General features: G+C 73.3%; 22 protein-coding genes. 15 read left to right on the top strand and 7 right to left on the bottom strand.

From position 1 onward, the window contains the following. Positions 1-18: 18 nt before the first annotated feature. Both J421_RS31820 and J421_RS31815 read right to left on the bottom strand, forming a co-directional pair. Positions 19-2655: an ABC transporter permease gene (locus tag J421_RS31820; protein WP_104023587.1), complete on the bottom strand. Its 2637-nt coding sequence runs from the start codon at positions 2653-2655 to the stop codon at positions 19-21. Between the two features lie 20 nt (positions 2656-2675). After that, positions 2676-3020 (bottom strand): PadR family transcriptional regulator, encoded by a 345-nt coding sequence (locus tag J421_RS31815; RefSeq protein ID WP_025415182.1) that lies wholly within the window; start codon positions 3018-3020, stop codon positions 2676-2678. 140 nt (positions 3021-3160) lie between these two features. On the opposite strand from J421_RS31815, the gene J421_RS31810 reads away from it, so the two are divergent. The 6 genes from J421_RS31810 to J421_RS31785 all read left to right on the top strand — a co-directional run bounded on the left by J421_RS31810 (position 3161) and on the right by J421_RS31785 (position 9607). Continuing rightward, positions 3161-3520, top strand: coding sequence for a PadR family transcriptional regulator (locus J421_RS31810; RefSeq protein WP_025415181.1), 360 nt, complete (start codon positions 3161-3163; stop codon positions 3518-3520). Beyond that, complete coding sequence (locus tag J421_RS31805; RefSeq protein ID WP_025415180.1) at positions 3520-6297, top strand: ABC transporter permease; 2778 nt, start codon at positions 3520-3522, stop codon at positions 6295-6297. The genes J421_RS31810 and J421_RS31805 overlap by 1 nt, the downstream gene beginning before the upstream one ends. A gap of 77 nt (positions 6298-6374) precedes the next feature. Next, positions 6375-6878 carry an Rrf2 family transcriptional regulator gene (locus J421_RS31800; protein WP_025415179.1) on the top strand — a complete coding sequence of 168 codons (504 nt, stop codon included), beginning with the start codon at positions 6375-6377 and terminating at the stop codon, positions 6876-6878. A gap of 158 nt (positions 6879-7036) precedes the next feature. Beyond that, positions 7037-7717, top strand: coding sequence for a hypothetical protein (locus J421_RS31795; RefSeq protein WP_148306675.1), 681 nt, complete (start codon positions 7037-7039; stop codon positions 7715-7717). Positions 7718-7798: 81 nt separating this feature from the next. Then, the gene (locus J421_RS31790; protein ID WP_025415177.1) at positions 7799-8632 is read left to right on the top strand and encodes a DUF3108 domain-containing protein; all 834 of its coding nucleotides are present in this window, start codon (positions 7799-7801) and stop codon (positions 8630-8632) included. A 39-nt stretch (positions 8633-8671) separates the two neighbouring features. Continuing rightward, on the top strand, positions 8672-9607 hold the full coding sequence (locus J421_RS31785; protein ID WP_025415176.1) for a carbon-nitrogen hydrolase family protein: 936 nt from the start codon (positions 8672-8674) through the stop codon (positions 9605-9607). Between the two features lie 181 nt (positions 9608-9788). Here J421_RS31785 and msrB read toward each other — a convergent pair whose 3' ends face one another. Further along, positions 9789-10295, bottom strand: a complete 507-nt coding sequence (gene msrB, locus J421_RS31780) for a peptide-methionine (R)-S-oxide reductase MsrB (RefSeq protein WP_025415175.1) — start codon at positions 10293-10295, stop codon at positions 9789-9791. Between the two features lie 115 nt (positions 10296-10410). Between msrB and J421_RS31775 the strand changes: the two genes are divergently transcribed. Genes J421_RS31775 through J421_RS31755 form a run of 5 tightly spaced genes read left to right on the top strand, consistent with a single transcriptional unit; the run spans position 10411 to position 14663 of the window. After that, positions 10411-10902: a MarR family winged helix-turn-helix transcriptional regulator gene (locus tag J421_RS31775; protein ID WP_025415174.1), complete on the top strand. Its 492-nt coding sequence runs from the start codon at positions 10411-10413 to the stop codon at positions 10900-10902. Positions 10903-10942: 40 nt separating this feature from the next. Further along, entirely contained in the window at positions 10943-11488 is a 546-nt protein-coding gene (locus J421_RS31770; protein WP_025415173.1) for an SRPBCC family protein, read from the top strand. 1 nt (position 11489) lies between these two features. Beyond that, complete coding sequence (locus tag J421_RS31765; protein WP_148306674.1) at positions 11490-12113, top strand: DUF3052 family protein; 624 nt, start codon at positions 11490-11492, stop codon at positions 12111-12113. Beyond that, positions 12110-13870, top strand: a complete 1761-nt coding sequence (locus tag J421_RS31760) for a hypothetical protein (protein ID WP_025415171.1) — start codon at positions 12110-12112, stop codon at positions 13868-13870. The genes J421_RS31765 and J421_RS31760 overlap by 4 nt, the downstream gene beginning before the upstream one ends. A 10-nt stretch (positions 13871-13880) precedes the next feature. Then, the gene (locus tag J421_RS31755) at positions 13881-14663 is read left to right on the top strand and encodes a hypothetical protein (protein ID WP_025415170.1); all 783 of its coding nucleotides are present in this window, start codon (positions 13881-13883) and stop codon (positions 14661-14663) included. Between the two features lie 7 nt (positions 14664-14670). Here J421_RS31755 and J421_RS31750 read toward each other — a convergent pair whose 3' ends face one another. Both J421_RS31750 and J421_RS31745 read right to left on the bottom strand, forming a co-directional pair. Next, complete coding sequence (locus tag J421_RS31750; RefSeq protein WP_104023584.1) at positions 14671-17379, bottom strand: ABC transporter permease; 2709 nt, start codon at positions 17377-17379, stop codon at positions 14671-14673. A gap of 16 nt (positions 17380-17395) precedes the next feature. Further along, entirely contained in the window at positions 17396-17725 is a 330-nt protein-coding gene (locus J421_RS31745; RefSeq protein ID WP_025415168.1) for a PadR family transcriptional regulator, read from the bottom strand. A 133-nt stretch (positions 17726-17858) separates the two neighbouring features. On the opposite strand from J421_RS31745, the gene J421_RS31740 reads away from it, so the two are divergent. The 4 genes from J421_RS31740 to J421_RS31725 all read left to right on the top strand — a co-directional run bounded on the left by J421_RS31740 (position 17859) and on the right by J421_RS31725 (position 22326). Then, positions 17859-18209, top strand: a complete 351-nt coding sequence (locus tag J421_RS31740) for a PadR family transcriptional regulator (RefSeq protein ID WP_025415167.1) — start codon at positions 17859-17861, stop codon at positions 18207-18209. Further along, entirely contained in the window at positions 18206-20905 is a 2700-nt protein-coding gene (locus J421_RS31735) for an ABC transporter permease (RefSeq protein WP_104023583.1), read from the top strand. Before J421_RS31740 ends, J421_RS31735 begins: the two co-directional genes overlap by 4 nt. A gap of 88 nt (positions 20906-20993) precedes the next feature. After that, positions 20994-21371, top strand: a complete 378-nt coding sequence (locus J421_RS31730; RefSeq protein ID WP_025415165.1) for a cupin domain-containing protein — start codon at positions 20994-20996, stop codon at positions 21369-21371. Positions 21372-21537: 166 nt separating this feature from the next. Further along, a complete protein-coding gene (locus J421_RS31725) occupies positions 21538-22326 on the top strand; it encodes an SDR family oxidoreductase (RefSeq protein ID WP_025415164.1) in 789 nt (262 codons plus the stop codon). Here the strand turns inward: J421_RS31725 and J421_RS31720 are convergent. Both J421_RS31720 and J421_RS31715 read right to left on the bottom strand, forming a co-directional pair. Next, positions 22310-24115 (bottom strand): family 43 glycosylhydrolase, encoded by a 1806-nt coding sequence (locus J421_RS31720; protein WP_025415163.1) that lies wholly within the window; start codon positions 24113-24115, stop codon positions 22310-22312. The two genes, J421_RS31725 and J421_RS31720, sit on opposite strands and share 17 nt — an antisense overlap. A 4-nt stretch (positions 24116-24119) precedes the next feature. Next, on the bottom strand, positions 24120-24737 hold the full coding sequence (locus J421_RS31715) for a TetR/AcrR family transcriptional regulator (protein ID WP_025415162.1): 618 nt from the start codon (positions 24735-24737) through the stop codon (positions 24120-24122). Between the last annotated feature and the right edge of the window lie 53 nt (positions 24738-24790).

Here is a 24790-nt window from a genome sequence, read left to right as displayed (position 1 = left end):
TCTTGCCCTCCTGCCCTTTCAGTCCGCCCGCATGGCGATGAGCGGATCCACCCGCGTCGCGCGCCGCGCCGGCGCGAGCGAGGCGAGCACCGCGGCCGCGGCGAGCAGCAGCGGCACGAGGCCGAACGTCAGCGGGTCGCGCGCCGTCACCTCGTAGAGCAGGCTCGCCACGACGCGCGACAGCAGGAACGCCGCGCCGAGGCCGATCGCCACGCCGACGAGCGCCAGCCGCGTCCCCTGCCGCAGCACGAGACCGAGGACCTGCGCGCGCGACGCGCCTAACGCGAGCCGCACCCCCAGCTCGCGCGTGCGCTGCGCCACCGCGTACGAGATCACGCCGTACATCCCGACCACCGCGAGCAGCAGCGCGAGCGCCGCGAACACGGCGAGCACCTGCCCCTGCAGCCGCTGCCGCCACACCGAGCGCGCCACCTGCTCCTCCATCGACTGCACCCGGTACACCGGGACCGTCGGGTCGAGCGCGCGCACCGCCGCGCGCACCGCCGGCGCGAGCGCCAGCGGATCGGCGAGCGACGTGCGCACGACGAGCGTCTGCGTGTTCATCGGGTAGGTCGCGTACGGGAGATAGAGTGCCGGACCGGCGGGCCTCGGCAGCCGGAAGTGCCGGTAGTCGCGCGCCACGCCGACGATCGTCACCCACGGCTCCTGCGGGCCGGTGCGCACGCGGCGGCCTAACGGATCGACGTTGGGGAAGAACGTCTTCGCGAACAGCTCGTTCACCACGCCCACCATCGCCGCCGTGTCGCGGTCCGCCGCGCGCAGCCCGCGCCCGCGCACGATCGGCACGCCCATCGCGTCGAGGAAGCCCGGCGTCACATACTGATACAGCGCGTCGACGTCCTCGTTCGGCCGCGCCGGCCCGCGCCCCTCGACGGTGACGCCCGCCTGCACGTCCCACCCGCTGAACGGGATCCCCTGCCCCGAGCCGACCGACCGCACGCCGGGCAGCGCCGCGACGCGCTCCAGCAGTGCGTCGTAGAACGCCTGCCGGCGCGACGCCTCCTTGTACGTCGCCTCGGGGAGCGACACCCGCGCCGTGAGCACGCCGCTCTCCGTGAATCCGAGATCGGTGCGCAGCAGCGCACGGTAGCTGCGCACGAGCAGTCCCGCGCCGATCATGAGCACGAGCGACAGCGCCACCTCCGTCACCACGAGCGCGCCGCGCGCTCGCCCGCGTGCCGCGCTGTCGCCCGTCGCGCGCGTCCCCTCGCGGAGCGGCTCGGACAGGCTCACGCGCGACGTGCGCACGGCCGGTCCCAGGCCGAACGCGAGCCCCGTCGCCAGCGAGAGCAGCACCGCGAACGCGAGCACCACGCGGTCCACCGAGAACTGGACGTAGAACGGCACGCCGTCGGGTGTCGCGCGTGCCAGCAGCGCCACGCCGGCGACCGAGAGCACCGCGCCGACCGCGCCGCCTAACGCCGCGACCACCACGCACTCGGTGAGGATCTGCCGCGCCAGCCGGCCGCGCCCGGCGCCGATCGCCGCGCGCACCGCGAGCTCGCGCTGCCGCGCCGCGCCGCGCGCGAGCGTCAGGTTCGCGACGTTCGCGCATGCGATGAGCAGCACCCCGGCGGCCGCGCCGAGGAACACGAGCACTGGCTTCCGCAGCTCGCCCACGAGATCCTCGCGCAGCGGGGTCAGCTCCGCCGCCCATCCCGTGTTGTCGTCGCGGTACTCGTGCTCCAGCCGCGCCGACACCGTGGCGAGATCCGCGCGCGCCTGCTCGAGGCTCACGCCCGGCTTGAGCCGGCCGATCGCGCCCGCGATCCCGCGGTTGCCGCGCCCCTGCATCCACCCCTCCTGGACGAACGGCACCCACATCGTGCCGCGGTCGGGGAACGCGAACCCCGGCGGCATCACGCCCACCACCGTGTACGGCTGCGCGTCGACGGTGATCGACTTGCCGACGATCGACCGGTCCCCGTCGTAGCGGCGTCGCCAGAGCCCGTCGCTCAGCAGCACCACGCGCGAGCGCCCCGCTTGCTCCTCCTCCGGCAGGAACCCGCGCCCGAGCTGCGGCGCGACGCCGAGGAGCGGGAAGAGGTTCGCCGCCACCGCGGCGCCCTCCACGCGCTCCGCGTCGCCGCCCGGGCCCGACAGCGCGTGCGACGTCCACGTCCAGATGCCTAACGACTGGAGCGAGCGGCTGTCGTCGCGCCAGCTCAGGTAGTCGGGGTACGAGATGTTGGTGCCGTGGTAGCCGCGCTGCACGTTCTGCGCGTACACGGCGACGAGCCGGTCGGCGTCGCGGTACGGGAGCGGTCGCAGGATCACCGCGTTCACCATCGAGAAGATCGTCGTCGTGACGCCGACGCCGAGCGCGACGCACGCCGCCGCGGTCAGCGCGAACACCGGGCTCGCCCGCAGGGCGCGCGCGGCCAGCCGCAGATCCTGCCACAGGTCGCTCATGTACTCGGATCTCCGCGCACGCCGGCGGCGGCGCTCGTCGATGGTGAGGCACGCGGCGCGGATCGCGCGCACGTCGCCGAACTCGCGCTCGGCCGCCGCGCGCGCCGCGGGCGTGGCGAGGCCCTCGGCCTCGTGGTCGCGCACGCGCATCTCGAGGTGGAACGCGAGCTCGTCGTCCACCTCGCGCCGCAGGTCGGCGCGCCGGAAGAGGAGGCGGCGCATGGACGCGGGCCGTTAGGCGGTCACGCCGGCTGCGACGTCGCCTGCAGCACGCGCCCCACGGCGTCGACGAACTGGTTCCACGTCGCCGTCTCGGTGCGCAGCTGCTGCCGGCCCTTCGACGTGAGCGTGTAGAACTTCGCGCGCCGGTTGTGCTCCGACAGGCGCCACTCGGTGTCCACCCACCCGCGCTCCTCGAGGCGGTGCAGCGCGGGGTAGAGCGAGCCCTCGCCCACCTGCAGCACCGCGCCGGTGAGCTGCTGGATCCAGCGCGCGACGGCGTAGCCGTGCGCCGGCCCCCAGGAGAGCGTCTTCAGGATGAGCAGGTCGAGCGTGCCCTGGAGCAGGTCGACGGACGGCTTGGCCATAGTATTCCCCTCGGATGTCGATGCATCATCCGGCTCGATACATCGGATGTCAAGGGGAGTTCGTCACGGACCCCTTGCGTCACGATGGGACGGGCGTCATCCTGGCGGAAACCCCGACCCGTACCCGGAGCGACGGCCCGATGTCCGAGCTCGACGTCAGTCTCATGCGCGGCACGCTCGACCTCCTGATCCTCAAGGCGCTCTCGTGGGGGCCGCGCCACGGCTACGGCGTCGCCGAGTGGATCGAGCAGGCCACCGATGCCGCGTTAGGCGTCGGCGAGGGCACGCTCTACCCGGCGCTGCACCGGCTCGAGCGTCAGGAACTCGTCGAGGCGGAATGGGGCCTCTCCGAGAACAACCGCACAGCGAAGTACTACCGCCTGAGCCCCGCCGGCCGGCGCCGGCTCCAGAGCGGCTCGTCCGCATGGCACGAGTTCGTCGACGCCGCGGGGCGTGCGCTCCGCGCCACCGGGCCCGGCGCCGCGCCGGTGCCCGTCTGATGCGCGACGAGCGGCGCCCCGCGTTCCGCCTCGCCGCGGGCCCGCGACGCGTCGAGCGCGACCTCGACTCCGAGCTGGAGTTCCACCTGGCCATGCGCGTGAAGCGCCTCGTCGCCCAGGGCGTCGACGAGGCCGCGGCGCGTGAGCAGGCGATGCAGCTGTTCGGCGACCTCGCCGCCGTCCGCAGCGAGTGTCTCACCATCGACCGCGAACGGGACCGGGCCATGCGACGCGCGATCCGACTCGACGATCTGCGGCAGGACGCCGCCTACGCCGCGCGCTCGCTCGCGCAGCGCAAGGGCTTCACCGCCGTGCTCCTGGCCATCCTCGCGCTGGGCATCGGTGCGAACGCCGCGATGTTCACGCTCGTCGACGCGCTGCTGCTGCGCGCGCTCCCGGTCGCGCACCCGGAGCAGCTCGTCACCGTCGGCGCGCCGTGGCGCACCGGCTCGCTCTCCAACGGCTCGCCGCGCGCCGACCTGTTCTCGGTCCCGCTGTTCGCCGACGTGCGCGACGCGGTACAGGGACGCGCCGTCTCGGGGCTCTACGCCACCGGCCGCTCCAGCCGTCTCGACGTGCTCATCTCGCGCGACAGCACCGGCGCCGTGCGCGCGGGCGCCGAGCCGGAGCACCCGCGCGCGCGCTACGTCTCCGCGAACTTCTTCTCCGTCCTCGGCGTCCCCGCGTTCCTCGGCCGAACGTTCACCGCCGAGGAGGACCGCACGCCCGGCGGCGCGCCGGTCGTCGTCATCAGTCACGGCTACTGGACGCGCCGCTTCGGCGCCGACCGTGCCGCCGTCGGATCGTCGATCACCGTGAACGGGACGCCGCTCACCATCGTCGGCGTCGCGCCGCCCGGCTTCACGGGCGACGTCGTGGGCCAGGCGATGGACGTCTGGATCCCGCTCATGATGCAGCCCGCGCTCATGCCCAACAGCCCATGGCTCGAGGACCGCGGCACGAGCTGGCTGCTGCTCATGGGACGGCGCGCGCCGAACGTCACGCTCGAGCAGGCGCGCGTCGCGATCGCCGCGGCGACCGCGCGGTCGCTGCGCACCCACGCCACCGGCAACGACGTCGCCGCGGTCGAGCGGCAGCTGAAGGACGAGGGCGTGATGGTCGAGGCCGGGGCGCGCGGCTTCTCCTACTATCGCAAGACCTACGCGGCCGCGCTCTACATCCTCTCCGCGGCCGTCGCGCTCGTGCTGCTCGTCATCTGCGCGAACGTCGCCAATCTCCTGCTCGCGCGCGCCACCGCGCGCGGGCGCGAGATGAGCGTGCGCATGGCGATCGGCGCCGGTCGGCTGCGGCTCCTGCAGCAGCTCCTCGTCGAGAGCCTCGTCCTCGCCATGGCTGGCGGCGCGCTCGGCGCGCTCGTCGCCGTGTGGGGCAGCGGTGCCCTGCTCCGCCTCGCGAGCCCCGGCGCGTCTCCCATCCCGCTCGATGCGCGCGTCGACGTGCGCGTCCTCGCGTTCACCGCGGGGCTCGCGGTGCTCACCGCGCTCGTGTTCGGGCTCGCGCCGTCGCTGCACGCCACCCGCGTGCAGCTCGCCGCCGCGCTGCGCACGCAGGGACGCGGTCTCACCGGCACGGCGCGCGGCACCGGGCGCATTCCGTTAGGCCGCCTGCTCGTCGTGGCGCAGGTCGCGCTCTCCACGCTGCTCCTCGTCGCGACCGGGATGCTCGTGCGCAGCACGCAGAAGCTCGAGCGCGCGGACATCGGCGTCGCCCGCGATCGCCTGCTCGTCGCCCGCGTCGACGCGCAGCGTGCCGGCTACGAGGGTCCGCGCCTCGGCGCGCTCCTCGCCGACCTCACCGAGCGCGCGCGCCGCGTTCCCGGCGTGCACGACGTCACGTACTCCGAGAACGGCATCTTCAGCGGCACCGAGTCGGGCACGACGCTGCAGATCGAGGCCTTCCGCGCCCGCGCCGACAGCGACACGCTCGTCGCCTACGACGACGTCGGCCCGGGCTACTTCCGCGCCACGGGGGCCCACCTGCTCCGCGGGCGCGACGTCGAGACGCGCGACGACGGGACCGGCGCGCGCGTCGCGATCGTGAACGAGACGATGGCGCGCTACTACTTCCCGCACGCCGACGCGATCGGCCGGCACGTCACCATGGACAGCGCGTCGTACGAGATCGTGGGCATCGTGCGCGACGTGCAGGAGCAGGGCGTGCGAGAGCCCCCGGGACGCCGCCTGTACGTGCCGATGCTGCAGATGCAGCGGCTTCCGGGGCAGGTCTACTTCCAGGTGCGCACGGAGGGCGAGCCGCGCCGGCTCGTCGACGCCGTTAGGCGCGCCCTCCGCGCCGCCGACCCGGCCGTCGCCGTGCTCTCGGTGGACGCGGTCGACGACCTCGTGAAGGACTCCATCGGACAGGACCGGCTCGTGTCGCACGTCGTCTCGCTGTTCGGCGGCCTCGCGCTTGTCCTCGCCGCGCTCGGCCTGTACGGCGTCATCGCGTTCTCGACGATGCGGCGCACGAACGAGTTCGGCCTCCGCATGGCCCTCGGCGCCGACGGCCGCCGCGTCACGCGGCTCGTCCTCGGCGAGGCGGGGCGCCTGCTCGCCGCGGGCGTCGCGATCGGCATCCCCGCGGCGCTGCTCGCGACGTCGCTGCTCCGCGACCAGCTCTTCCAGGTGAACCGCTTCGACCTGCCGTCGATCGCGCTCGCCGTCGGCGTCCTCGCCGCCAGCGCGCTCGCCGCCGCGTCGCTGCCCGCGATCCGCGCCGCCCGCACGGCGCCGCTCGAGGCCCTGCGGGCCGACTAGCGGGATACCGCGGAAGCGGGTGCGGCGCCGTTCGAGGGTCCTTGCGGGTCAATGCGTAACATCATAGGTTACACTCCATGTCCGCCAACGCCCGCCTCGCCGTCGCCATCCACACTCTCGGCATGCTCGCCTGCGCCGACGAGTGCGCGGTCACGTCCGACCGGATCGCGGCGAGCGTCCAGACGAACGCCGTCTCGATCCGCCGGCTGTTCCAGGCGCTCGGCAAGGCCGGGCTCGTGGTCGGGCAGATGGGGCCGAACGGGGGTGCGCGGCTCGGCCGGGCGCCCGAGGAGATCACGCTCGCCGACATCTGGCGCGCGGTCGACGACGACGAGCTGTTCGCGCTCCCGCGGAGCGGCGGCAACCCGTCCTGCTCCCTGAACCGCGCCGTGCGGCCGGTGCTGGGCGAGGTCTTCGCCGACGCCACTTCGGCGCTCGAGCGCTCGCTCGCCGGCGTCACCCTCGCGGACGTCATCGCCCGCGTGCACGCGCGCGCCGGCGCCGACCACCGCTTCGCGTGCGAGACGCGCGAGCACCCGGTGCCGACCGCGGAGCTGCTGGCCCTGACCACGACGGTCTGACGATGCCGAAGCCGTCCTTCGACGTGAACCATTCTGTAGCACTGAGCATTACGTATTGACAGCCGGCCTCCCCGGGAATGTCGATCCGGCCGCCGCTCGTTCGACGTAACGGTGGAGCGAGCCGCCGCCCGGAAGGAGCCGTTCAGGAGGGTACCGCCATGCGAGTCGAGTCCACCGCCACCGCAGTTCGTCGTCCGCACGCCCGCATCCTGATCGCTGCAGTCGCGGCCGCATCGATGCTGGCGCTCGGCGCCTGCGCCCACGGCGGTACGGTGCGCGAGGCGTCCGCCGGCGAGGTCGCGCTCGCGCCGGTCGCGCCCCAGCGTGCGCCGACGTTCGCGCCGATCACGCTCGCCGAGCTCGCGCCGGCCGGCCCGGCGGCCCGCACGACCGCGCTCACGCGCGACGCTCGTCCGCTGGTCGCGCCGGCGTTCGCGCCGCGCGCCGCGGCACCGGCCGTCGAGCTGTGGCAGGGCACCTACGTCGGTCGCACCTACGGGCAGCGCGGCGCGCTGGCGCTCGCGCTCGGCCCATCGGCGAACGGCGTCGGCGGCACGGTCGCGTGGCGCGCGGCGGGTGCCCACGACGCGTTCGGACGCGCCGGTGACGACGCGGTGACGCTCGTGCGCGTACCTGTCGTCGACGCGACGCGCGACGGCGATCAGCTCGTCCTGCGCCTCGACTCGTTCTTCGACCCGGCATGCAACTGCACGGCGCGCGCGACGTTCCGCGGCACGGTGAGGGGCGACACGCTCACCGGTCGTTTCACCGTGGAGGGCGCGGCCACGCTCGTCGGCGAGGAGCGCGGTCTCTGGCGCGCTGTCCGCGTCGCGCCGTGAACCGCGTGAGATCCACACGGACGGATCCGACGTAGCACCACACGACATCGAGCTGCGCGCCCCGGCGCGCGGAGAGCCCATATGAGCAGCCACACGTTCGCCGCGCGCACCGGTCGTGCGCTGACCCTCGCCGCGGCAGCGGCGCTCGCCGGACTGGCGGCGACCGCCGACGCGCAGATCGCGACGGTCGCGTCGCGCGCGGGCGCCGGGGGTGAGGCCCGTGCGACGTTCGCCGTGGGCGAGGAGCTGACCTACAAGGCCACGTTAGGCGGCATCCGCGCGGGCACGGCCCGCATGCGCGTCGAGGGGATCGAGATCGTGCGCGGGCGCCCGGCCTACCACCTCGTGTTCACCGTCGACGGCGGTGTGCCGTTCTTCCGCGTGCACGACCGCTACGACAGCTGGGTGGACACGGCGACGCACGCGTCGCTCCGCTTCGCGCAGTCCATCTCCGAGGGCAAGTACAAGCGGTCGCGCACGTACGAGATCTACCCGGAGCGCGCCGTGTACCAGGAAGACGGCGACTCCGCCGAAGCGAGCGTCGCGAACCCGCTCGACGATGGCTCGTTCATCTACGCCGTGCGCCACGCCGGTGTCCGGGTGGGCGAGACGCAGCGCTTCGACCGCTACTTCAAGCCCGATCGCAACCCGGTCGTCCTCACTGGCGTCGCGCGCGACACCGTCACCGTCGGCGCGGGCACGTTCGCGACGGTCGTCGTGCATCCGACGATCCGCACGAAGGGCCTGTTCGCCGAGGACGGCGACGCGCGCATCTGGTTCACGGACGACGACGCGCGCTACCCGGTGAAGATCGCGACCAAGTTCTCCAAGTTCTCGCTCACCCTGACGCTCTCGTCGATGGCGGTGGGCGGGATCGACGTGACGCAGGTCGCCGCCATCGGGGGACGCGACTGAGCGCGCGGCGGCGCACGGCTCCGCGTGTAAGTTGAACGCATGCCCCGCGTCGCCATCGCCCAGCACGAGATCGCGCCGACCCTCGACGAGGGACTTCGCCGCACCGAAGAGCTGACACGAGCTGCCGCCGAGCAGGGCGCGCAGCTCGTCGTCTTTCCGGAGACGTGGCTTCCCGGCTACCCGGTGTGGCTCGACGTCTGCCGCGACGTCGCGCTCTGGGACCATGCGCCGGTGAAGGCGGTCCACGCGCGCATGATGGCGAACGCCGTCGCGGTGCCCGGGCCGGCGGCGGACGCGTTAGGCACGCTCGCCCGCGACGCGCAGGTGACGCTCGTCGTCGGCGTCGTGGAGCGCGTGGATGCGGGACCGGGGCGCGGCACGCTGTACAACGCGGCGCTCACGTTCGGTCCCGACGGCGGGCTGCTCAACCATCATCGCAAGCTGGTGCCGACCTATACCGAGCGCATGGTGTGGGGACCGGGCGACGCGGATGGGCTGCGCGCCGTCGATACGCCGGCGGGCCGCGTGGGCGCGCTCGTGTGCTGGGAGCACTGGATGCCGCTCGCGCGTCATGCGCTGCACGAGTCCGGGGAAGATCTTCACGTCGCGCTGTGGCCCACCGCGCACGAGATGCTCCAGGTCGCGAGCCGCTCGTACGCGTTCGAGGGGCGCTGCTACGTGCTCGTCGCCGGCTCGCTCCTGCGCGCGTCGTCGCTGCCGCCGGAGCTGGAGCCCCACCCCGGCCGCGTGACGCACCCCGACCAGTGGGTCATGCGTGGCGGCAGCGCGATCGTCGGCCCCGACGGCCGCTACGTCGTCGAGCCGGTCTACGACGAGCCGCGCCTCATCGTCGCCGACCTCGATCTCGCGCGGCTGCACGAGGAGCGCATGTCGCTCGACGTCACCGGCCACTACGCGCGGCCGGACGTGCTCCGGCTCGGCGTGACGCGCGGCACTCGGGGCTCCTCGAATTGAAACCGCAGAGGGCCGCGGAGCCTTTCGTTTTGAACCACAGAGGACGCAGAGGACACAGAGGAGAACCTTTCAAAAGAGGTGGTTTCCTCCGTGTCCTCTGTGTCCTCTGTGGTTGAAAAGCAGTTGCCGTTCTCTGCGGCCCTCTGCGGTTCAAAGTTCCGCGTGAGGTCCGCCGACCCGCCTAACGCTTTGCCTTGAACGCCGCCGCGTACTTCCCGTAGCCGAGCGCCTGCAGCGAATCGACCGGCACGAAGCGCAGGGACGCGGAGTTGATGCAGTAGCGGAGCCCCGTCGGCGCCGGTCCGTCGTCGAACAGGTGGCCGAGGTGCGAGTTCGCGTGCGTGGAGCGGACCTCGGTGCGCACCATGCCGAGCTCGCGGTCGACGTTCTGCTTGATGTTCGTCGGCTCGAGCGGCCGCGTGAAGCTCGGCCAGCCGGTCCCCGAGTCGAACTTGTCGAGCGACGAGAACAGCGGCTCGCCGGAGACGATGTCGACGTAGATGCCGGCGCGGTGGTTGTCCCAGAACGCGTTGCGGAACGGCGTCTCGGTGGCGGCGTGCTGCGTGACCTCGTACTGCAGCGGCGTGAGCGCGCGCCGCAGGTCGGCGTCGCTCCGCTTCGCGGTCGTTTGGGCGGCGGCGGGGAGCGCAGCGAGCAGCGCGGCGGCGAACAGGAAGGCGCGGGTCATGGCGGTGGTCGGAAGGAGTCGCACGGTCTACGTCCTTGAAACGCCGACCGGATGCCCGGTGTTCCCGAAAAATGTTTTGTATTGACAAACCAAATAAATGCCCTATCGTGGGCCCGTGACTGCCCCGCCGACTCTGCCGGACGACGTCGCCGCCGTCTTCCGCGACTATCCGCGGATCTACTTCGGCTGCCACCGCCGCCACGTGCGCGACCCGGACAGCGGCGCGCTCGTGAGCACCCACCAGGTCAGCATCCTCGACCACCTCGATACCGTGCAGCCGACGATCCTCGGCGAGCTGGCCGAGCACATGGGCGTCACGCCCGGCACCATGTCCATCGCCGTCGGGCGGCTCGTCCGGCAGGGCTACGTCGACCGCGTGCTCGACCCCGCCGACCGCCGTCGCGTGCAGCTCCGCCTGACCGATGCCGGCGCCCGCGTCCGCGCCGCGCACTCGGTGCTCGAGCCCGATCTCGTCGCGGACATGCTCGCCGAGCTCCCCGCCGCCGAGCGCCGTGCCGCGCTCGACGGCCTCGCCGCGCTCGCCCGCGCCGCCGTCGCCGCCCAGCAGCGCCGCTCCCGCTCCCTCTCGAAGTCGTCAAGAGCATAGCGAGCGACCTGCTCGACCCAACATCCAACCCGTCCCTCGCATGCGCTGGCTCGCCTATGGACTCGGCGCCGTCGTCGCCCTCGTGCTGCTCGTCGCCGCCGTCGGCTGGACGCTCCCCCGCGACCACGTCGCCGCGCTCACCGCGCGCATCGCCGCGCCGCCGACGGCCGTGTGGGCGCTGATCGCCGATCCGGCCGCGCTGCCGACGTGGCGCGACGACGTGCAGCGCGTCGAGCGGCTTCCCGATGCGCCTAACGGTCCCGCGTGGCGCGAGCACGGCGGCGAGCGTCCGATCAGCTACGCCACCGAGCTCGCCGACCCGCCGCGACGCTTCGTCAGCCGCATCACCGACGCCGACCTCCCGTTCGGCGGCGCGTGGGACTGGCGCATCGTCCCCGACGGCGACGGCGCGAGCACGGTCACCGTCATCGAGCGCGGCTCCGTCCACAACCCGCTGTTCCGCTTCGTGTCGCGCTTCGTCATGGGACACACCGCGACGATCGACCGCACGCTCCGCGCGTTGGGCCGGAAGTTCGGGGCCGAGCCGACGCCGCGTCCGGTCGCCGTCGAGACGCTGGGGGCGTGACGTGGGACTCGAGACCCGCTGCCATGTGCGCGTGCGCGACGTCGACGGTGCGACACGCGAGGCCGACGACGCGGCCGTGCTGTTGGAGACGGACGAGCTGATCGTCCGCGGACCGGCGCGCGTGCGCATTCCCCGCGCGTCGATCACCGACGTGCGCGCCGCGAAGGGCACGCTCACCGTCACGCACGCCGCGGGCACGCTCTCGCTCGTGCTCGGGGCCGACGCCGAGAAGTGGCGCGCGCGCGTGGCCGAGGCGCCGAAGCCGCTCATCGACAAGCTGGACGTGAAGCCGGGCGCGAAGGTCTGCGTGCTCGGCCTCGCCGACGACGCGTTCCTCGCGTCGCTGCGTGAGCGCACGCCTGACGTCACCACCTCGCCGCGCGCCACCGGGTGCGACGTGATCTTCCTCGCCGTCGACCGCGACGCCGAGCTGCCGCGCATCGCGAAGGCGGTGTCGGCGCTCGCCGAGCGTGGCGCGCTGTGGGTCGTGCACCCGAAGGGGCCGGGCGGTGTGCTGGACACCGCGATCTTCGCCGCCGGCAACGACGTCGGCCTCACCGCGACGAAGGTCGCGCGCTGGTCGGCGACGCACACGGCCGAGAAGCTGGTGCGGAGACGTACGTGAGCTGGCCCGGCTCCATCGCGATCGCGCTGCTCACGGGCGTCGTCGGCATGCTCGCCGCGGGCTACGTCGCGAACCTCGCGGTTGGCTGGTACCGCGTGTCGTCGTTCGAGGGAGGCGCGGGCTACATGGTCGTCGGGCTCGCGCTCGTCGGCGGCGTCGCCGGCGTCGTGGTGGGCCTCGTCGCGAGCCGCACCGTCGGCAGCGGGTTCGTGAAGGCGTTAGGCGCTTCGGAGGGAAGCATCCTCGCGCTCGTCGGCGTCGTCGGGTTGACGGCACGCGCGCTCGCCGACGTGCCGCCCGAGATCGACGGCAAGGAGCTGCTGCTCGCCGTGGAGGTGCAGTGGCCGGCGACGAACGCCGCGTCGCCCGCGACGGAGCCTGGCGAGGCGTTCGTGCGGCTCTCGCGCGTCACGTCGGGCGTCGCGCGCGCCTCGCGCCTCGGCCCGCTGTGGAAGGACGACGCGCGGCTGGTCGACGGCCGCTGGATCGCACCCGGCGTCGTCAACGTCTTCACCACGCGTGGCCGGCGCGCGTTGTTCGTGCAGCTCGGCGACTCGATCGTCGCCGGATTCGATCTGCCGCTCCGCGCGCGCCCCGCTTCGTCCGACCGCGCGTGGAGCGACTGGGTGCCGCGGACGCGCGACGGGTTCGCGGTCCGCTACCGCGTGGCGCTCGACGGCGAGCCGGTACGCTCCGAGACGTCGGGCCCGTTCGAGATCGTCACACTCGGCCACGAATTCCACCAGTCGGGCAGGACCACGAGCGGGACCGTCGAGTTCACGGTGCGGCATGGCGGCAAGGTCGTCGCCGCGGAGCACGACGGCGCGCGCCACGACCGGTTCGACGAGGTGGCCGCGCTTCCCGGCGGGCGGGCGCTGCTGCTGCACGCGCCGGACGCGGGCGACGGCTCGGGCACCTGCTACCTCGCGCGCGAGGAAGGCGGTGAGCCGCACGTCGAGCTGGTGGGCGAGTGCTACGGCGCCAGCGAGGCGGTGGAGCTCACGAGCGACGCGGAGCGATGGCACGCCGCCCGGCGTCGCGAGCGCACGAGCGGCCGTGTCGACCGCGAGACGTTAGGCAGCGGCGGTGTGTTCCTGCTGCGCGACGTCGTCCTCGACGCCGGGCGCCTGATGGTGCGGCCGCTCCAGGCCGGACATGGCGAGCAGGTGGCGGGCATCCCGCCGCTCGGCCTCTCCCCGGACCGGCGCAGCTTCGTGCGCTTCGGCCACGCGGGCCAGGAGCAAGGACGGCCGCAGCTCGTCGTCACCGACGCCGTGGAGCGCCGCAACTACGCGCTCCCCATCGACCCGCGGCGCATGCGCTACAAGTCGGTCGACGCGCTCGATCCGGCGTGGGTGACGCACCACTTCGCGTGGCGGCGCGACGCGGCCGGCGTCGACCGGCTCGTCGAGCGGACCGGCTTCGTGCCGATCCCGTACCGCGGCGAGCTGTCCGACGTCTCGAGCTCCGTGCGCTGGTACCGTCTCGAGCCCGCGACGGCGGCGCTGTGCGACGCGGTGCTCGCGTTCCTCGCGCGCGAGTTCCGCGCCGAGCCGCTGCCGCGCGAATCGGATGCGCGCGAGCACCCGCTGCGCATCGACGGGCAGCAGATCACCGTCGCGTGCCGCCCGGACGATCACTACGTCGACGTGCAGACGGAGTATCAGGCGCCCGACACGCGCATCCTCGACACGATCGCGCGACGGTTCGACGCCGAGCTCGCGACCGGCAAGCACGACGCGCTGTTCGGGCGCTGATCGCGCGACCGTGCCGACCATCGAGATCACGCAGAGCGGCCGCGGCGGGTCGATCTACTACCGCGAGCAGCAGCACGTCGCCGCGTTCGACTGGCAGTTTGCGCTGCCGCCGACGCTCGCGCTGATCTTCGGACCGACGGCCGCGGCGTGGGACGGGCAGCATCCGTGGGCCGCCGGGCGGCAGCGGGAGATCTACGAGGCGGTCGCCACGGCCGCGGCGCGGCGGCGCGCGGACGGGGCGCCGTTCGCGCTCGATCTCGAGCGCGGCGTGATCGAGATCGCGCATCCGCGCACGCCGAACGTGCCGCGCGCGATCCAGCGACGCCGGACACCGGCGCCGTCGCCCGAGCGCATCGAAGAGATATCCGTCGCCGCGCTGCGCGAGGCCGTGAACGATCGGCTGTCGATCGACAGGCGGCTCGTCGCGGCGGCGGCCCTGCACCGCATCGATCCGTCGTTCGACCTGGAGCGCGTGCTCGCGCGCGCCATCCGGGCGCTCGATCGCCCCGCGAACGGTCTCGGACGCGCGCTCACGCTGGCCGAGTCGCACGACACGCCCGCGGTGCGTCAGGCGCTGCTGTGGGCGAGCTGGAACGCCACCGACTGCGCGCCCGCGTGCGCCGCGCTGCTGCTGAAGCTCACCGGCGCGGATGCGCGCGCGCCCGACGACATGCGACGGCGAGTCCTCGCGCATCTCGGTGCGCACTCCAGCTACTTCGAGCGGCGCGACGCGTTCGACGCGCTGCGCGCCCTCGTCGGCATGGAGCTCGACGAGGGCGGGTGGCAGGAGTGAGCGCTCGTCAGTCGGCGCGGATCGCGAGCACCGGGTCGACCTCCGTCGCGCGACGGGCCGGCACCCACGTCGCCGCGAGCGCGACGGCGGCCGTGAGCACGGCGACGCCGACGTACACCAGCGGATCCGCGATGCCGACGTCGTAGAGCTGGCCGCGCAGCAGACGCGCAGCCGCGAACGCGCCGGCGAGACCCACGACGACCCCGAAGCCGGTCACGCGCAGCCCCTCGCGCAGCACGAGCGCGCGCACGTCGCGCGGTGCCGCGCCCAACGCGAGCCGCACGCCGAGCTCGCGCGTGCGCTGCGAGACGCTGGTGGCGATCACCGCGTATAGCCCGACCGCCGACAGCACGAGCGCCACGATTGCGAACGCTCCGGTGACGGCGAGCGCGAACCGCTGCCGGGAGATCGACGCCGCGACGACGTCGGCGAGCGGGCGCTCGTCGCTCAACGCGAGCGTGGGCGCCACTGCGGCGAGCGACTGGCGCATGCGCGGCAGCGCCGCCGTCGGCGCACCGCTGCGCGCGCGCGCGACGAGGCTCATGCCCGGGTACGGAACCTGGCCGATCGGCAGGTACATCATCGCCGGCGCGTCGGCGTCGAGCGACGACGTCTTCACGTCGCCGACCACGCCGACGATCGCGCGGGGGCCCTGCAGGCCGAAAGGAAAGCCGATGCCGAGGCGATGGCCTAACGCCTGGGACGGCGACAGCCCCGGCAGGTACTTGCGCACGAACGTCTCGCTCACGACGGCCGCGCCCGGGCTCCCGAGTCCGTCCTGCGCGTTCAGCGCGCGGCCGGCGAGCAGCGGGATGCGCATCGCGCCGAAGTAGTCGCCGACGACGATGCTGTAGTTCGTGTGCGCCGGCTGATCCTCGAGCGAGCGGTCGTCCACGCGGACGTTTGTCCCCTCCTCAGCGCCGGTGAGCGGCAGCCCGCTCACGCCGCCCGACGCCGCGATGCCCGGCTGCGCGGCGAGACGCTCGGCGTACTGGGTGAACAGCGCGGCCCACTTGTCGCCGTCGCGCTGCGGGTTGAATCCGCCGACGACCGGGGCGAGCAGCCCGGCGGTCATCACGCCGCGCGCGTCGAAGCCCGGCTGGATCGACTGGAGCTTGACGAAGCTGCGCGTGAGCAGTCCCGCGCCCACGAGCAGCACGAGCGACAGCGCGACCTCGGCGGCGACGAGCAGGCGGCGTCCCGCGCGCTGCCCGCGTCCGCTCGTCGTCCGCACGCCCGTGGCGGCCGCGGCGACGCTGGCGCCGGCGTGCGCGGTCGTGGCCGCGGCGAACACCACGCCGGCGAGCAGCGCCGCGGCGAGCGTCACGCCGACCACGCGCAGGTCGATCACGACGTCGTCGGCGCGCGGCAGGTCGTGCGGCAGACGGCCGAGCAGCGCGCGCGTGCCTAACGTCGCGGCGGCCAGCCCCAGCACGCCGCCCGTCAGCGCGAGCGTCGCGTTCTCGACGACGAGCTGGAGGAAGACGCGGCCGCGCGTGGCGCCGAGCGCGGCGCGCGTCGCGAACTCGCGCTCCCGCCGCGCCGCGCGGGCGACGAGCAGGTTCGCGACGTTCGCGCACGCGATGAGCAGCACGAAGCCGACGGCACCGAGCAGCATGAGCAGTCCGCGGCGCACCGGCCGCGCGGCCTGCTCGGCGAGCGAGATCGCGGCGAAGCCGATCTTGCCGTAGAGCTTCGGGAACTCCTCGGCGAGCGCCTGCCGGATGCGCGCGAGGTCGACGCGCGCGTCCACGGTCGAGAAGCCCGGCTTGATCCGCGCGACGGCGGCGAGGTTCTCCGTGCCGCGCGCGGCGCGATCCTGGTCGGAGAAGATGAGCGGCGTCCACAGCTCGGTGCGCGGCCGGAACTGCAGCCCCGCGAGCAGCTCGGCGCCGCGCGGGAACGCGAATCCGCTCGGCATCACGCCGACCACGCTGAACGACTCGCCACTCAGCGTCACCGTACGCCCGACGATGCGCGGGTCGCCGCCGAAGCGCCGCTGCCAGAGGTCGTAGCCGATGACGGCGACGCGCGCGGCGCCGGGGAGCGCGTCGTCGGCGGTGAGGTCGCGGCCGAGCAGCGGGTGCACGCCCAGCGTCCGGAACAGCGCGGGGTCGGCGCGCACGCCGGCGACCATCGTCGCCCCCTGCCCGGCGGCGTCTCCCGCGAGCGTGTACGGCGACGAGCGGAACGCGGCGATCGACGAGAGCGCGCGCGTCTGCTCGCGGATGTCGAGGAAGTCCGGCGCCGACAGCGGCATCCCCGTCGAGGTCCACCCGCCGAAGTCACCGGCGGACCAGACCATCACGAGGCGCGACGGGTCGGCGTACGGCAGGGGGCGGAGCAGCACGCCGTTCACGAGCGTGAACACCGCCGCCGCACCGCCGATGCCCAGCGCCAGTGTCAGCACGGCGGCGATCGTGAACAGCGGCGAGCGGCGCAGCGTGCGCAGCGCGTAGCGCGTGTCCATCGCGAGGTTCCACCGCACCGTCGCGACGCGCCGCACGCGCTCGCGCTCCTCGCGGATGTCGACGCACTCCTCTTCCACGGCGTCGACGTCGCCGAACGACGCGGCGGCGGCGCGACGCGCCTCGTCGGGCGACATGCCGTGCGCCTCGAACTCGGCGGCCCGCATGTCGAGGTGGTAGCGCAGCTCGGCGTCGACGTCGCGGCGGGGGTCGGCCTTCACGTCGCGGGGGCGAAGTGGGGTGGGCATGGCGCGGGCTCCGGCGTTAGGCGGCGGTCGAGGACAGCGCGGTCGTGACGGCCTGCGAGAAGCGGTTCCACCGTTCCACCTCGGCGCGGAGCTGCCCGCGGCCCGTCGGGGTGAGCGAGTAGAACTTCGCCTCGCGCCCGGTGTCGGTGACGCGCCACTCCTCGGCGAGGAGGCCGCGCTTCTCGAGCCGGTGCAGCGCGGGGTACAGCGCCCCCTCCTGCACGGTGAGCGCGTCGGCGGTGGTGTCGCGGATCCAGCGGCCGATGGCGTAGCCGTGGCGCGGTCCCCAGCTCACCGCCTTGAGCACGAGGATGTCGAGCGTGCCGACGAACAGGTCGCTGGCCATGAGCGGCTCCGGGTGAGGGACCCCTGCGTGGCTTAGGGATACGGCGCGGCGACGCCTAAGTCAACGAGGGGTTCGCAACCATTCGTCACATCATGCTGTCAGATCGCCTATAGTCGATCCGACCATAGGAGCCATGCCCAGCGACACGTTCCTCCCCCTGAAGAACGTCGACGTCCTGATCCTCACGATGCTCACCGCGGGCGAGCGCCACGGCTACGGCATCCGGCAGGACATCATCGACCACACCGACGGCGCGCTGCGGCTCGAGGCGGCGAACCTGTACCGCTCGATCCGCCGGCTCACGGACCTCGGCTTCGTCGACGAGTCCGGGCGCCGCGCCGCACCCGACGCGGACGACGAGCGGCGCCGGTACTACCGCATCACCGCCGCCGGCCACCGTGCGCTCGCCGCCGAGATGCTGCGCCTGCGCGCGCTCGTGCGCCTCGCCGAGGCGCGGCGCCTCATCCCGCCGGAGCCGGCATGACGCCGCGCTCCAGCGATCCCGCGCCGGGCGAGCGTCTCTTCCGGCTGCTGCTCCGCGTGTACCCCGCCGCGTTCCGCGACCGCGTCGGCGACGACATGGTCGACTTCTACCGCGACCGATGGCGCGAGCACCGTGCGTTAGGCGGCGGCGCCGTCACGCTCTGGTTCCGCGTGCTCGGCGACCTCGCGGCGCACGCGCCCGCCGAGCACCTCGCCGAGCGCGCACGTCGGCGCATCCCTTCCCCACTCCCGCACCAGGAGCGCGACCCGATGTCGTCCCGTCATCTCCGCCTCGCGATGCGCAGCCTCTCCCGCCGGCCGGGGTTCGTCGCGGTGGTGCTGGCGACGCTCGCGCTGGGCATCGGCGCGAACGCCGCGATCTTCAGCGTCGTGAACGGCATCCTCCTGCGCCCGCTGCCGTTCCGCGAGCCAGAGCGCGTCGTGCGCGTCACGCTCGCCGACCCGTACTCGCAGCTCGCCGAGATGGAGCTGTACGACCTCCGGCGCGACATGCGCGCCGTCACGTCCATCGCCGGCTACAGCGGCGCGGACGCGACGATCACCGGCGGCGCGGAGCCCGACCGCGTGACGCTCGCGCGCGTCACCGACCAGTTCTTCTCGACGTTGGGCGCGTCGCCCGCGATGGGCCGCACGTTCACCGCGGAGGAGGAGCGCCCCGGCGGGCCGCGCGCGATCATCCTCAGCGACGCGCTGTGGAAGGGCTACCTTGGCGGCCGCAAGGACATCGTCGGCAGCAAGATCGACATCAACGGCGTGCCGCGCACCGTCATCGGCGTCATGCCGCCGCGCTTCGACTATCCGGCCTCCGAGGTCGCCGGGTGGGTGCCGATGCGGCTCAACCCCGACTCGCTCGACACGCGCAACAACCACGTGATGATCGGCGTCGCGCGGCTACGTCCCGGCGCGACGGTGGAGGCGGCGCGCACCGAGATGACGACGCTCGTCGCGCGCTGGAAGCGCGACTTCCCCGACATCTACGGCGCCGACACGCCGATCGTACCGCGCGTCGACCCGATCGTGCAGGCGATCGTCGGCGACACGCGGCCGTTCCTGCTCGCGCTCATGGGCGCCGTCGGGTTCGTGCTGCTCATCGCGTGCGTGAACGTCGCGAACCTGCTCATCACGCGCGGCGAGTCGCGCCGACGCGAGCTCGCGGTGCGCGCGGCGCTCGGCGCGTCGCGCACCCAGCTCGCGCAGCAGGTGCTCGCCGAAGGCGCGCTGCTGGCGATCGGCGGCGGCGTGTTGGGACTCGTCGCCGCGTGGGCCGCGACGCGCGGGCTGCTCGCGCTCGCGCCGTCGAACATCCCGCGCCTCGACGAGGTGCGGATCGATCCCGCCGTGCTCGCATTCACCGGCGGCGTGTCGCTGCTCTCCGGGCTGCTCGCGGCGCTCGTACCGGCGGTGCGCGCGGCGCGCGGCGCGCCCGCGCAGCCGCTGCGCGAGGGCGGACGCGGCGCCGCGACGTCGGTCGCCACGCGGCGCACGCGCTCGGCGCTCGTCGTCGCGCAGGTCGCGCTCGCCGTCGTGACGCTGTCCGGCGCGGGGCTCATGCTGCGCAGCCTGTGGAAGATCCAGGCGACGGACCTCGGCTTCTCCCCGGACCACGTGCTCACCGCACGCGTCTCCCCCATCTCGCCCAACGACCCGAGCGTGACCGACGCCACCACGGCCCAGCGCTGGCGCGAGATTCTCGACCGCGTGTCGGCCGTGCCCGGCGTACGGTCCGCGGCCGCCGCGACGACGCTCCCCGTCGCGAACGAGGACGACAGCCGCTGGAGCATCCTCCTCGACGGGCGCGTGCTCAAGAACATCAGCGAGTCACCGTCGGCGAAGCCGGTGCACGTGACGCCCGACTTCTTCCGCACGCTCGGCATCCACGTCGTGCGCGGCCGCCCACTGCTGCCGACCGACCGCGAGGGCGCGCCCGCGGTGATGGTCGTGAACGAGACGATGGCGCGGCAGATGTGGCCGAACCGGGATCCGTTAGGCCACACGGTTCGCCTGTTCGGTCGCGGTGAGTGGGCGACCGTGGTGGGCGTCGTGCGCGACGTACGCTCCGGCGGCTTCCAGGCCGAGGTTCCGCCGACGTTCTACGTGGCGCACGCGCAGGGTACGGCGGCCGCGCTCTACACTCCCTGGTCGATGACGCTCGCCGTGCGCACGACGGGCGACCCCGCCGCGCTCGCGCCGGCGCTGCGCCGCGCGATCCGCGCGGCGGCGCCAGCGGCGCCGATCACCCAGGTGCGCACCATGAACGAGATCGTCTCCGGCTCCATCGCGAGCCGCCGCTTCACCACCACGCTGCTCGGTGTGTTCGCCGGCGTCGCGCTCGTCCTCGCCGGCATCGGCATCTACGGCGTGGTCGCGTACCTCGTCGCGCAGCGCACGAACGAGCTCGGGCTCCGCGTGGCCCTCGGCGCGCCGCGCGGCGCGGTCGTCGGGCTCGTCCTGCGGCAGGGGATGCGGCTCACCGGCGTGGGGCTCGTCGTCGGCGTCGCGTTCGCGCTCGTGCTGACGCGGCTCGTCCGCTCACTGCTCGTGGAGGTCTCGGCCGTCGACCCACCGACGTTCGCGGCGGTGGTGCTCGGGCTGCTCGGCGTGGGACTCCTGGCGTGCGCGGTGCCGGCGCGGCGCGCGCTCGCCGTCAGCCCGACGCAGGCGCTGCGCGCGGAGTGAGTCGTGGCGCGCATCGTGGCGTGACTCGTGGCGTGACGCGCCGTGGGCCGCCGTGTACGTTTCGCGGCGGCCCACATCCGGAGCGTACATGCCCACCGAGTCCGACGTCCGCCACTTCCGCTGGGACGACATGCCGCGCGAGCGGGTGACCGACACGATCGACCGTCGCATCATCACCGGCCCGCGCATGATGATCGCGCACGTCTACATCAAGCAGGGCGGCCACGTCCCGCGGCACCAGCACGAGAACGAGCAGATCACCTACATCCTCGAGGGCGCGCTCCGATTCCGCCTCGGCGAGAACGGCGAGCGGGAGGTCGACGTGCGCGCGGGCGAGGTGCTGGTGATCCCGTCCAACGTGCCGCACGAGGCGACGGCGCTCGAGGACACGCTCGACGTCGACGTGTTCAACCCGCCGCGCCAGGACTGGCTCGACGGGACGGACTCGTACTTTCATCGGAAGTAACGCCGTCTCACGCGGAGACGCGGAGAACGCGGACAACTATCTCTGGGGATCCACAGGCGATCGAAGGGATCTCGAGATCCTTACCATCGCTCTTGGATCGCCAGTGGTCGTTGCAGTGCTCCGCGCTCTCCGCGCCTCGGCGTGAGATCCATAAGGAGATACTCGCATGGATCTCGGATTGCGCGGCCGTGTCGCGCTCGTCGCCGGCGCGAGCCGTGGGCTGGGACGCGCGGTGGCGGAGGAGCTGGCGGCGGAGGGCGCGGACCTCGTGCTCTGCTCGCGCGGCGAGGGGCCGCTGCGCGAGGCGGCGGACGCGATCGGACGGTCGGGCGTGCGCGTCGTCGCGTATCCCGCGGACCTCGGCGACCCGGCGCAGGTGGAGCGCGTGCTCGCCGCGGCGAGGGACGCGTTCGGGCGCGTCGACGTGCTCGTGACCAATACCGGCGGTCCGCCGCCGGGGCCGTTCGAGAGCCACTCGCGCGACGCGTGGCACGCCGCCGTCGGCCAGCTGCTCGACTCGGTGCTCGAGCTGACGCGCGGCGTGCTTCCCGGCATGAAGGAGCGCCGCTGGGGACGCATCATCAACGTCACGTCGATCGCCGTGAAGCAGCCGGTGGAGAACCTCGTCCTCTCCAACAGCATCCGCGCCGCCGTCACGGGCATGGCGCGCACGCTCGCGAACGAGGTGGCCGCGTACAACGTCACGGTGAACAACGTGCTCCCCGGCTACACGCGCACCGAGCGTGTCGAGCAGCTCGCCGCGCACAACGCCGCCGCACGCGGCACCGACACCGCCGCGGCGTTCGCGGCGTGGGAGCGCGAGATCCCGATGGGACGACTCGGCGAGCCGCGCGAGTTCGCGGCGCTCGTCGCGTTCCTCGCGTCGGACCGGGCGAGCTACATCACGGGGACGTCGATCCCGGTCGACGGCGGGTGGATCAAGGCGCTGCTGTGACCACCCGGCTCTGTCCGGAGACGCCGTTCTCGTCGAACGCCTCGATCGCGAACCAGTACCCCTGTCCCGCGGTGAGCGCGCGCAGCTCGAGCGACGTGCCGCGGTCGGCCCACAGCTGGTAGGTCTGGTACAGCTTGTCCGGCGCGATCCCCCACAGGACGTTGTAGCCGACCGCGCCGGGCACGGGGCTCCACGTGATCGTCGCGTCGCGCGCGTCGGCGTGGCGGCGGACCGTTAGGCCGTCGGGCGTCCCCGGCCGCGCGCCATCACCGGTGCCGAACACGCGCAGGTCGCTGATCGCGAGATTCGCCGCGCCGACGTGGCCGTGCACGTAGCGCACGTAGCGGGCGCGCGCCGGCGCCGCGAGCTCCACGTACGCGTTCGCGTGGTCGCGTCGCTCACGCGTGAGATCCGCGACGGTCCGCCACGTCGTCCCGTCGGTCGACGTCTGCAGCCGGAACGTCGTGTAAACCGACGAGTCGCTCGCGAAGCGGTCCGACCGCCAGTCGGTGTAGTTCACCTGCGCCGCGCGTACGGTGCGCGGCGCGCCGAGGTCCACGGTGAGCGTCTCGCCGGCGCGGTTCGCGGCGGACACCCAGAACGTGCGCGGGTCCTCGTCGGTGACGTTGCGCGCCGGGAACGTGTCGCGCGTCGTCGACGCGACCGCGGGACGGCGATAGGAGAGCAGCATCCAGCCGGTGAACGTCGATCGCGTGTCGTCCCACCGCGACGTCGGCGCGCGGTGGGGGAAGTCGCCGAACCGCGTGTCGACGTGCAGCTGGCCGTCGCGGTCGAAGCCGGCGGGGAACATCACGACGCGCCGCTCGAACGGCCAGTTGACGCCGACCCAGCTCGTGCCGGTGTTCCACCAGTTGCCGTGCGCGTCGGCGAACGTGTTGCCGTGCCCCGCGCCCGTGACGAAGCCGCCCGGCTTGTACGAGATGGGATTGTACGGCGCGTAGGTGAACGGGCCTAACGGCGCGTCGCCGACGTACGTGCCGTTCGCGTACACGTTGTACTCGGTGCCCGGCGCCGAGTACTGCAGGTAGTAGCGCCCGCCGTGCTTCGTCATCCACGCGCCCTCGACGAACGGCGTGATCGTCGTGTCGCGGTGGTCGCGCCCGAACCGCTCCCACCCGTGCGCGTCGGGATGCAGCCGCAGGAGATGCGTCGGGTGCTCGTGCTTGTACGCGAGCCGCCGCGCCGGATCCAGCTCGAGTCCGTACAGCGGGTACGCGTTCGACGAGCCCCAGTACAGATACCAGCGCCCGTCGTCGTCGCGGAACAGCGTCGGGTCCCACGGGCCGGGCTGCACCGAGTCGGGGTGCACGAGCTGCCCCGCGCGCTCGCTCCCCTGCTGCACGGCGTACGGCAGCGGCGGCAGCAGCCGGTTGTAGAACTCGAGCCGTCCCGTCTCCGGCCGCGTCGAGTAGAGGATCGGCTGCGGCATCGTCGCCGACGGCAGCAGCAGCAGCGTGTCGCCCGTGGAGATCGCGGCCGGCGCGACGACGTCGAGGAACGGCCAGCGACTCGGCGTCACGAACGACCACCGCACGAGATCCGTCGACCGCCAGTAGCCACCCGACACGGTGACGAACAGGTAGTACGCGCCGCGGTGCGGCACGATCACCGGATCGGCGCCCTGCCGGTACGAGATCCCCTGGTTGAGCTGCTCGAAGTTGTACTTGTAGTCCAGGTCGAGCGGGTTCGCGTAGGTGCGCCCCGGCGCTGCCTGCGCGGCCATGACGTTAGGCGCGGCGAGCACCGCGGCCGCGATCAGGCGGCGCATCACGTCACGTCGCGGATCGGGACGAGCGCCGCAGCGGGCCGGCCGTCGGCGGCGCGAGCATGAGCAGCAGCGTCTCGATGGTGCGCGCGGCGATCGTGCGGAAGCGCGCGTCGTCGAAGCCGAAGCGTCCGCCGAAGTGGAGCGTGACGAGGCCGTGCACCGTCGCCCACGCGACCTGGATCAGCTCCGCCGGATCGCCGGCGCGCACCTCGCCCGCGTCCATCGCCTCCTTCACCGCATCGACCATCGCGCCGAACGCCGGCGACGTCGTCGTGCGCAGCGACGCCGGCGCGTCGGGCAGGTTGGGACGCGGCACGAGGTACATGAGCTGGAACAGCTTCGGCTCGCCGAGGGCGAACCCGACGTACGCCGTGAGCGCGCCGCGGATCCGCTCGAGCGGCGTGGCCGCGGTGGCGGCGCGCGCGAGATACTGCTCCCACCGGCTGAACCCCTCGTCGACGAGCGCGTCGAGGAGCGCGTCCTTGTCGCGGTAGTGCCGGTAGAGCGCCATCGGCGTCAGCCCGACCTCCTCGGCGATCCGCCGCATGGAGACCGCGTCGAGCCCTTCCTTCTGATGGAGTCGCTCGGCCGCCGCCAGGATCCGGTCGCGTGTCGCCGCCATGTGTACACCGTATACGCGGCGGCGACGTCGCGCAAGCGCCGGGTCGATCGCGC

The sequence above is a fragment of the Gemmatirosa kalamazoonensis genome (assembly GCF_000522985.1).
Classification (GTDB): Bacteria; Gemmatimonadota; Gemmatimonadetes; order Gemmatimonadales; family Gemmatimonadaceae; genus Gemmatirosa; species Gemmatirosa kalamazoonensis.
This window is presented reverse-complemented; position numbering and strand designations above follow the sequence as displayed.